Below are 9,799 nucleotides of genomic sequence, written 5' to 3'. Positions count from 1 at the left end.
GTAGAGATCCGGCTCGGCGTTCAGCGAGAAATAGAAGATCACGCCGGCAGCCAGGAACACCGGCACCAGCAGGAAGCCGATGCCGCGATCGAGCTCGGTCGTGGCCGCGTTGCCGATGCTGCGGTGAAACGCCGGCCATGACACGCGGCCAAGCTGTTTGCGGAGCCGCGTGACGGTTGCCGTTGGCGAGGCCGGGCGGAATCCGTCGTCATCGGTCGGCAAAATCTCTTTGGCCGGACGCGGCTCCGGAAGTGAAACCGGCGCGGCATCGGCAGGCACGGTGTCGGCAAACAGCAGGCGCTCGCTGGCGCCAGCTGTCGTCCCCTCGCCCTCCTCCGCGCCCCGGCCACGTCCAGCCATCAGGTCTGCCCCTTGCGCCCCAGACCTCCTATGCTACATGAACGCCGAAAACGCGAAAGTCCGCGCCACCACGCCCGCTTCCTGTGCCAGCCTGAGAGTGCCATGTCCGACAAGGTCGTCACCCGTTTTGCCCCCTCGCCGACAGGCTACCTGCACATTGGCGGGGCGCGCACGGCGCTGTTCAACTGGCTCTATGCGAAGCACACCGGCGGCACCATGCTGCTGCGCATAGAGGACACCGATCGCGAGCGCTCCACCGAGGCGGCGACCGCTGCCATCCTGGACGGGCTGACCTGGCTCGGCCTGTCATGGGACGGCGAGGCCGTGTCGCAGTTCGAGCGCGCGCCGCGCCATCGCGAGGTCGCGGAGGAGCTCGTGCGCCTGGGCAAGGCCTATTACAGCTACGAGACACCCGCGGAGCTCGAGGCGATGCGCGAGGCGGCGCGGGCCAAGGGCCTGCCGCCGCGCTACAACGGCCAGTGGCGCGACCGCGACCCGTCCGAGGCGCCTCCCGGCCTCAAGGGTGCCATCCGCATCAAGGCGCCGACCGAAGGCGAGACCGTCGTGCACGACCGCGTGCAGGGCGAGGTGCGCTTTCCCAACAAGGACCTCGACGATTTCATCATCCTGCGCTCGGACGGCAACCCGACCTACATGCACGCCGTCGTCGTCGACGATCACGACATGGGCGTCACCCACATCATCCGCGGCGACGATCATCTGACCAACGCAGCGCGCCAGACGGTGATCTACAACGCCATGGGCTGGGATGTGCCGTCGATGTCGCACATTCCGCTGATCCATGGCGCCGACGGCGCCAAGCTGTCGAAACGGCATGGCGCGCTCGGCGTCGAGGCCTATCGTTCGATGGGCTATCTGCCGGAGGCGCTGCTCAACTATCTCGCCCGCCTCGGCTGGAGCCATGGCGATGACGAAGTCATGTCGATCAAGGACATGATCGGCTGGTTCGACATCGGCGACGTCAACAAGGGCGCCGCCCGCTTCGACTTCGCCAAGCTCGAGGCGCTGAACGGCGTGCATATGCGCAAGATGGACGATCATGCGCTGTTCGACATCTTCGTCGCCACCCTGCCCTATCTCGAAGGCGGCCCGGCGCTCGCCGCCCGGCTCGACGGCCAGAAGAAGGCGCAGTTGCTCGCGGCCCTGCCCGGCCTCAAGGAGCGCGCCAAGACGCTGGTCGAACTGGTCGACGGCGCGGGGTTCCTGTTTGCCGAGCGGCCGTTGCCGGTCGACGAGAAGGCGGCGGCGCTGCTTTCCGGCGAGGCGCGCGCCGTTCTGCGTGGCGCCCATGCGACGCTGACGGCGCTCTCTGGCGACTGGACGGCAGCTACCGCCGAGGCCGCGATCCGTGACTTCGCGCAAGCCGGCGGCCACAAGCTCGGCGCCGTGGCGCAGCCGCTGAGAGCCGCGCTGACCGGCAGGAGCACGTCGCCCGGCGTATTCGACGTGCTTGCCGTGCTCGGCCGCGAGGAGAGCCTGGCGCGCATCGCGGATCAAATCGATTAGGAGCGAACTGGCCCAAGAAGATTGGCATTGAAAGGCGCGTTTCGCAGTGCAACATTAGGCCTTGGCCCAATCTGGCACGCACCTCCTAAAATGCGGTGGCGAGTACGCGCATTCCGGTGATTTCGACGTGTCGTTTTGCAGGAATTTGCCTTGCCGGCATGAGGAAACAAGAAGGAGTTTCTAATGAGCGAAGCTGCAACAAAACTGGACTTGGGGGCCAACCCGCGCGAGTCGACCGCCAAGCTGGAACTCGCCGGCAAGACGCATGAATTCAAGGTGCGAAGCGGTTCGGTCGGGCCTGACGTCATCGACATCGGCGCGCTCTACAGCACCACCGGCGCCTTCACCTACGATCCCGGTTTTACCTCGACGGCAAGCTGCGAGTCGGCCATCACCTTCATCGACGGCGACGCCGGCATCCTGCTGCACCGCGGCTATCCGATCGACCAGCTCGCCGAGCATGGCGACTTCCTCGAGGTCTGCTACCTCCTGCTCTACGGCGAATTGCCGACCAAGGCGCAGAAGGACGACTTCGACTACCGGGTGACGCGCCACACCATGGTGCATGAGCAGATGTCGCGCTTCTTCACCGGCTTCCGCCGCGATGCGCATCCGATGGCTGTCATGTGCGGCGTGGTCGGCGCGCTGTCGGCCTTCTACCACGACTCGACCGACATTTCGGATCCCTACCAGCGCATGGTCGCCTCGATGCGGCTCATCGCCAAGATGCCGACGATCGCGGCGATGGCCTACAAGTACCACATCGGCCAGCCCTTCATTTATCCGAAGAACGAGCTGAACTTCGCCGCCAACTTCCTGCACATGTGCTTTGCGGTGCCGTGCGAGGAGTACAAGATCAATCCGGTGCTGGCGCGCGCCATGGAGCGCATCTTCATCCTGCACGCCGATCACGAGCAGAACGCCTCGACCTCGACGGTGCGTCTTGCCGGCTCATCGGGCGCCAATCCGTTTGCCTGCATCGCCGCCGGCATCGCCTGCCTGTGGGGCCCGGCGCATGGCGGCGCCAACGAGGCGGCGCTCAACATGCTGGGCGAGATCGGCCATGTCGACCACATCCCGGAATTCATCGCCCGCGCCAAGGACAAGAACGATCCGTTCCGGCTGATGGGCTTCGGCCACCGCGTCTACAAGAACTACGATCCGCGCGCCAAGATCATGCAGAAGACTGCGCATGAGGTGCTGGGCGAGCTCGGCATCAAGGACGATCCGTTGCTCGACATCGCCATGGAGCTGGAAAAGATCGCGCTCACCGACGCTTATTTCATCGAGAAGAAGCTCTATCCGAACGTCGACTTCTATTCCGGCATAACGCTGAAGGCGCTGGGCTTCCCCACCACCATGTTCACCGTGCTGTTCGCGGTCGCCCGCACCGTCGGCTGGATCGCGCAGTGGAAGGAGATGATCGAGGATCCGCACCAGAAGATCGGCCGGCCGCGTCAGCTCTACACGGGCGCCGCCGAACGCGACTACGTGCCGATCGCCAAGCGCTGATCGCGCCCGAGCGAAAAGGTGAAAAAGCGCCCGCGAGGGCGCTTTTTATTTGATGTGTCGCAGAACGACCTCGGCGGCGATATCGCCTGACGGTCTGTCCGTCGCCATGCGCCGCGCGATCTCGGCGAACCCGTCCTTCTGCCAGGCGCGCATGCCGGTGTCGGAAAACAGCGTCTCCAGTTGCCTGGCGAGGTTCTCCGGCAGGACATACTGGTCGTAAAACTCCGGAACCAGGGTCCGGTCCGAGATCAGATTGGGCAGCAGCGCCGACCAGACGGAAATGAGATGCGGCATGACCAGCCGCGCTACGGGATCGAGCTTGTAGCACGACACCATCGGCACGCCCGACAGGGCCAGTTCGAGCGATACCGTTCCCGAGGCGATCAGCGCGGCGTCGGCCTTGCCGAAGGCCTGCCATTTGCGTTCGGGCTCGACGATGATCTCCGGTTTGTCGTCCCAACTGGCGACCGAAGCCCTGACCAGCTCGGCGACGTGCGGCACGGTCGGCAAGAGCAGACGCAGGCGATGCCCGCGCTGGCGCAGGATCGACATCGTCTTGCCGAACGGCTCGATTAGCCGGCGTACTTCGCCACGACGGGAACCCGGCAGCACCAGCAGCGTCTTGACGCGATCCCCCGCCAGGTCGCGCGGCAGGCCTTGCGCCTTGGCGGCGCCAAGCACCCCAGGATCCCGCGCCAGGCGATGCCCGACATAGGTGCCAGGCGGACCGCCGAGGCGGGCGAGCGCCTTCACCTCGAAAGGCAGGATGCACAGGATATGGTCGACATAGGGCTTCATCGCCACCGCCCTACCCGGTCGCCATGCCCAGACACTCGGGCAGACATAGTGGACGATCGGAATCGACGGGTTGGCGGCACGCACCTTCTTCGCCACGCGCAACGAGAAATCCGGGCTGTCGATGGTGATGAGGCAGTCGGGTTTTTCGGCCGCGATCATGCTTGCCGTCTGGCCGATCCGCCTGATCAGGCGCGGCAGGTCGCGCAGGATCGCGCTGAACCCCATCAGCGCGATCTCGCTGCCGTCGAACAGGGATTTCAGGCCGAGCGCCTGCAAATGCCGACCGCCGATGCCGAGAAGCTGAACATCCCGGCCCGTCGTCCGCTTCAGCGCCGCGACGATGTCGGCGCCCAGCAGGTCGCCCGATTCCTCGCCGCAGACGACGGCGACCTTCAACGACTTGCTAGTGGCCATGAGCCGGCTCCTCGGCGGGCAGGCCGATGATGAAAAGGCTGAGCGCATTGGCGCGCGCGATCGTATCGGGACCTTCAAGGATCAGCGAGCGGCCGGCCTCCACGGCAATCCCTGCCAGCCCTGCCTCTTGCGCCGCCTCGACCGTCCGCGGGCCGATGGTTGGCAGATCGGCGCGCAATTCCTGGCCGGGCTTGGCGCATTTGACAAGCACGCCGCGGGTCTTGCCGGCGAGCCGGCCATGGTCGCGCAGTTGCCTGGTCCGCTCAAGCAGTCCGTTGGTGCCCTCTATGCCTTCCAGCGCGATCGCCCGGCCACCGATGGCGATGGCAGCCTGGCCGATATCCAGCGCGCCGATCGCCTTGGCGGCCACCCTGGCGGCCTCGATGTCACGCCAGTCGGCTTTGCTTGGCTCAGCCTGGGTCAAAGGGCCTTGGCCGGCGAGCAGCTCGGGCACGATCTCATGCGCTCCGACGACCTTGATGCCGCGCTTTTCCAGAAAGCGCGTCAGGATCCTCAGCAGGCCGTCATCTCCGCGCGCCAGCCCCATCACCACCGTCGGCACCACCGCCAGCAGGCCGAGGCTCGGCCGCATGGCGCTTAATTTCGGCCTGCGCCTGATCTCGCCGGCCAGCACGAGATGGCTGATCCGCTTGCGCCTGAGCAACGGGACCAGCGAGCCGAAGTCTTCGAGCGCGAGTTGCTCGGCCTCATAGCCGGCGAGGTCCTGCTTGCGGTCGACCTCGCCTTCGGCAGCGATGATGACGGGCGGGTGCCCTTGCCTTGCCAGGCTGGCCGCGACTTCCACCGGCAGGCTGCCGCCGCCGGCGATGATGCCGACCCTGGAGCCCGGCGCGAGGTCTAGCTTGGCTCCGGCAGCCTCAGCCTTCGTCATCGGCATCGTCGCCGTCGCCGCCCTTGAGCGACGGGACGGCATAGTGCCGCTTGCCGCGACTGGCGATGAAATCGATGATTTTCATGGCCGTCGGCGAGGAGGCGAATTCCGCCTTGGCGAACTCGATGTTCTCGCCGACGGTCCGCGAGCGGTCGAAGATCGTCCGGTAGGCCTTGCGCAACAGGTGGATCTCGGCGCGCGGCAGGCCCGAGCGCTTTAGGCCGACGATGTTGAGGCCGCGAAGGCTGGCGCGGTTGCCGACGGCAATCGCATAGGGAATGACATCGCCGACGACTGCCGAACAGCCGCCGATGAAGGCGTTGTTGCCGATGCGGACGAACTGGTGAACGGCGGTGAGGCCGCCAATATAGACGTTGTCGCCGATCTCGCAGTGGCCGCCGAGCGTCGCGCCATTGGCGAAGGTGGCGTTCTTGCCAACGACGCAGTCATGGGCGATGTGGGCATAGGCGAGGAAATTGCCATTGTCCCCCACCGTCGTCTCGCCACGGCTGGAATCGGTGCCGAGATGCATGGTGACGCCTTCGCGGATCGTGCAGTTCTCGCCAATCACCAGCGTCGTGCGGCCACCCTTGTGCTTGGTGTTCTGCGGCGGCGCGCCCAGCGTCGCCATCGGATAGACCTTGGTCCCGGCACCGATGGTGGTCGCGCCCATCACCGAAACATGGCTGACCAGTTCGACGCGGTCGCCGATCACGGCGTCGGCGCCGACATGGCAGAACGGCCCGATGCGGGCGCCCTTGCCGATGGCGACGCCATCTTCGACGACGGCGGAAGGATGGATGAATGTCTGAACTGTCATGAGCATTTCGATCGTCAGCCGGTGACCATCATCGCCGAAATCTCGGCTTCGGCGGCCTTGGCGCCGTCCACCAGGGCTTCACAGGCGAATTTGAGCAGGTTGCCGCGCTTCTTGATTTTCTTGACGTGGATCTTCAACTGGTCGCCGGGGACGACCGGCTTGCGGAACTTGGCATTGTCGATGGTCAGGAAATAGACCAGCGAGGGTTTTTCAGCGTTGAGGCTGCGAATGCAGATGGCGCCGGCGGTCTGTGCCATGGCCTCGACGATCAACACGCCGGGCATCACCGGCTGATCCGGGAAATGGCCCTGGAAATGCGGCTCATTGATGGTCACGTTCTTGATGCCGACGGCGGAGTCGTCGCCGTCGATGTCGACAATGCGATCGATCATCAGGAACGGATAGCGATGCGGCAGGAGCTTCATCAGCCCCAATATGTCGACCGCCTCGAGCGTCGCCACCATGTCAGCCATTCCCATCGCCCTGTTTGCGGGTCCTGGCCAGCTTGCGCAGCATCGCGATCTCGCGCATGGCCTCGGCCATCGGCTGCGCCGGGTAGCCTCCCCAGATCTCGCCCGCCGGGACGTTGCTCATGAATCCGCTTCTCGCTGCAAGCTTGGCCCCAGGCCCAATGGTCAAATGATCGGCGAGGCCGACGCCGCCGCCCATGGTGACGCCGTCGCCGACGACGACGGAACCCGAAATACCCGAAAGTCCGGCTATAATGCAATTGCGGCCGATGCGGACATTGTGGGCGATCTGCACCAGATTGTCGATCTTGGTGCCCTGGCCGATGATTGTATCGGACATGGCGCCGCGATCGACGGTGGTGTTCGAGCCGATCTCGACATCGTCCTGGATGACGACACGGCCGATCTGCGGCACGCGCTCCGGCCCTTTGGCGCCGGCGACAAAGCCGAAGCCGTCCTGGCCAATCCGCGCACCGCCATGGATGATGACGCGATTGCCGATCAGCGCATACTGGACGCTGGCGCCCGGGCCGACATAGCCGTCGCGGCCGATCTGGCAGGAATGGCCGATGACCGCATGCGGAGCAATGATGGTGCCGCTGCCGACCGAGACGCGCGGACCGATGACCGCGCCGGCCTCGACAACGGCGCCGGCCTCGACATGCGCCGACGGGTCTATGTGAGCATGCGGGGAGATGCCGGTTTCGCCGGTCATGGGCCCGGGTGTGGCGGCTTGCGGAAACAGCAGGCGCCCGACCAGCGCGAACGCCTGCTGCGGGCGCGGATGGGTGAGGACCGCGACGCCTGCCGGAGCCTTGCTCGCGAAGTCCGCCGGACAGAGAACCGCCGCAGCCTTGAGCGACGGCATAAGGGCGAAATTGCGCTTGCCGTCGACGAAGACCAGCGCGTCCTTGCCGCCTTCATTGGCCGGCGCCAGGGCTTCGATGGCAATATGGGATTGAGCGGAATCGACAAGCTGGGCGCCGGTCAGATTCGCGACTTCGCCTGCCGTATACCGGCGTGATGGCGCGAAGAACACCGGATCGGTCATTCCAGAAGCAATATCCAGCTTGGTCGGATCACTCTTCCGGACCGCAACGCGGCCCGGAAGCATTGTTACCCGCGGATCAGAAACGGGTCGCTATGCCGAAGTTGAATTCCTGCACGTCGTCGGTCGGTTGCTTCTTGACCGGCACCGCGTAGTCGATGCGGATCGGGCCGAAAGGCGAAGCCCACATCAGGCCGACACCAACCGAAGCGCGCAGCTTCATGTCGGTCGTCGACTGATCGACCAGGGCGGTATCGACCTTGCTGCCATAGAGCGTTGCCGCATCGGCAAAGACCGCGCCGCGCAAGCCGAAGCTTTCCGGAATGACCGGCAGCGGGAACTGGGCTTCCGCCGAGGCATTGAAATAGGTGGTGCCGCCCAGGTGATCGCCACTGGTGCCCGTGGCAACAGGTCCGATACCGCCATAGGCGAAGCCGCGAATCATGCGGTCGCTGCTCTGGAAATGGTCGAAGATACGCAAGCCGTCGTCGCCATAGCCTTCGATGTGGCCGGCACCGCCGGAGATCAGGCCGACCAGATCCAACTGCTCGGAAAGGGTCTGATAGACACTGCCGCGGCCCGTCACCTTGACGAACTTGGCATCACCGCCGAGGCCAGCCACTTCCGTGGTCACATTGGCATAGATGCCTTCGTGCGGGTTCTTCATGTCGTCGATGGTGTTGTAGGTCAGGCCGAGGCTGACCGACGACTTGATCCACGGGCTTTCGTCAATACCTTGAACGATCGCCGCCGAGATATCGCAATCCGCGTCCGGAATCCCATCCTGCGGCGAGTCATCGCAACCGCTGTCGAGCTTGTACTTCTCCTGGGCGATGTTGTACGCCAGCTGCGTCGAGATGTTGTCAGTAATCGGCAGGCCGAAGCGCACGGTCGCGCCCAACGTCTCACTGTCGTAGTGATCGTAGTTGCGCGTCTGCTGGAAGACGTCGAAGCCGGCAGCGATGCGGCGCCCGAGGAAGTAGGGCTCGGTGAAGGAGAAGCTGTAGTCGCGCGAGTTCTTGCCGCCGCCCGCCGCGATCTTGATGTACTGGCCGCGGCCGAGGAAGTTGCGCTCGGTGATCGAGCCTTCGACGGACGGCCCCGCTGTCTCGCCGCCGGTCGAGTAGCCGGCGCCGACCGAGAACTCGCCGGTCGACTTTTCGACCACATCCACCACCAGCACGACCTGGTCGGGCTGCGAGCCCGGCACCGTCGAGATGTCGACTTTGTCAAAGTAATTGAGCGCTTCCAGGCGCTTCTTCGCGCGCTGGATGAGCACCTGGTTGAAGGCATCGCCTTCGCTGACGTCGAATTCGCGACGAATGACATAGTCGCGCGTGCGGTCGTTGCCGCGGATTTCGATGCGCTCGATATAGGCCTTGGTGCCCTGGTCGATCGTATAGACGACCGAAATCGTGTGGTTCTCGAAATTGCGGTCGCCACGCGGCGTCACCTGGGCGAAGGCATAGCCGGAACCGGCAACCTTCTCGGTCAGCGCGATGATGGAGTCCTCGACGTCCTTGGCGTTGTAGACGTCACCCTTATGGGTTTCGACCACTGATTCCAGCGCCTTCGAGTCGACCTCGGGGATGGTGCTTTCGACACTGACGTCGCCGAACGTGTAGCGATCGCCTTCCTGGACGGTGATGGTGACCGTGTACTTGTTGGTGGTGTCGTCGAGCTCGCCGACCGCGGAGACGACCTGGAAGTCGGCATAGCCGTGATTGTAGTAGAAGCGGCGCAGCAGTTCCTGGTCAGCGCGCAGCTTGTCCTCGTCATAGACGTCGTCGCGCAGCACGAAGGAAAGCCAGGACGAACGCTTGGTGGCGATGACGTCCGAAAGGCGGCGGCTCGAATAGGCGCTGTTGCCGACGAAATTGATCGCGGCGATCTGCGTGCGGCCACCTTCATTGATGTTGAAGACCACGTTCACGCGGTTGTCGCCGAGTTCCATGATC

The 9,799-nt window shown here is 64.7% G+C and carries 8 protein-coding genes and 1 pseudogene; 2 read left to right on the top strand and 7 right to left on the bottom strand.

Features of this window, described 5'->3' with window-relative positions:
• Positions 1-360: pseudogene (locus tag EN780_RS19310) on the bottom strand (competence protein); the annotation flags it as partial.
• 102 nt (positions 361-462) lie between these two features.
• Between EN780_RS19310 and gltX the strand changes: the two are divergent.
• Positions 463-1,887, top strand: coding sequence for a glutamate--tRNA ligase (gltX, locus tag EN780_RS19305; protein ID WP_128275019.1), 1,425 nt, complete (start codon positions 463-465; stop codon positions 1,885-1,887).
• Between the two features lie 183 nt (positions 1,888-2,070).
• Positions 2,071-3,399 (top strand): citrate synthase, encoded by a 1,329-nt coding sequence (gene gltA / locus EN780_RS19300; RefSeq protein WP_127285805.1) that lies wholly within the window; start codon positions 2,071-2,073, stop codon positions 3,397-3,399.
• A gap of 45 nt (positions 3,400-3,444) precedes the next feature.
• Here the strand turns inward: gltA and lpxB are convergent, their stop codons facing one another.
• From lpxB to bamA, 6 genes are all read right to left on the bottom strand, one after another.
• Positions 3,445-4,611: a lipid-A-disaccharide synthase gene (gene lpxB, locus EN780_RS19295; RefSeq protein WP_128275018.1), complete on the bottom strand. Its 1,167-nt coding sequence runs from the start codon at positions 4,609-4,611 to the stop codon at positions 3,445-3,447.
• Positions 4,601-5,503 carry a UDP-2,3-diacylglucosamine diphosphatase LpxI gene (gene lpxI, locus EN780_RS19290; RefSeq protein WP_189556612.1) on the bottom strand — a complete coding sequence of 301 codons (903 nt, stop codon included), beginning with the start codon at positions 5,501-5,503 and terminating at the stop codon, positions 4,601-4,603. The genes lpxB and lpxI overlap by 11 nt, the downstream gene beginning before the upstream one ends.
• On the bottom strand, positions 5,490-6,323 hold the full coding sequence (gene lpxA, locus EN780_RS19285; protein WP_128275016.1) for an acyl-ACP--UDP-N-acetylglucosamine O-acyltransferase: 834 nt from the start codon (positions 6,321-6,323) through the stop codon (positions 5,490-5,492). The genes lpxI and lpxA overlap by 14 nt, the downstream gene beginning before the upstream one ends.
• A gap of 14 nt (positions 6,324-6,337) precedes the next feature.
• Complete coding sequence (gene fabZ, locus EN780_RS19280; protein ID WP_127286425.1) at positions 6,338-6,796, bottom strand: 3-hydroxyacyl-ACP dehydratase FabZ; 459 nt, start codon at positions 6,794-6,796, stop codon at positions 6,338-6,340.
• On the bottom strand, positions 6,789-7,844 hold the full coding sequence (gene lpxD, locus EN780_RS19275; RefSeq protein WP_128275015.1) for a UDP-3-O-(3-hydroxymyristoyl)glucosamine N-acyltransferase: 1,056 nt from the start codon (positions 7,842-7,844) through the stop codon (positions 6,789-6,791). Before lpxD ends, fabZ begins: the two co-directional genes overlap by 8 nt.
• A gap of 76 nt (positions 7,845-7,920) precedes the next feature.
• On the bottom strand, positions 7,921-9,799 hold a 1,879-nt coding region (gene bamA, locus EN780_RS19270; protein ID WP_128275014.1), incomplete at its 5' end, for an outer membrane protein assembly factor BamA.

The organism is Mesorhizobium sp. M4B.F.Ca.ET.089.01.1.1 (genome assembly GCF_004022605.1).
Taxonomy (GTDB): domain Bacteria; phylum Pseudomonadota; class Alphaproteobacteria; order Rhizobiales; family Rhizobiaceae; genus Mesorhizobium; species Mesorhizobium abyssinicae.
This window is presented reverse-complemented; position numbering and strand designations above follow the sequence as displayed.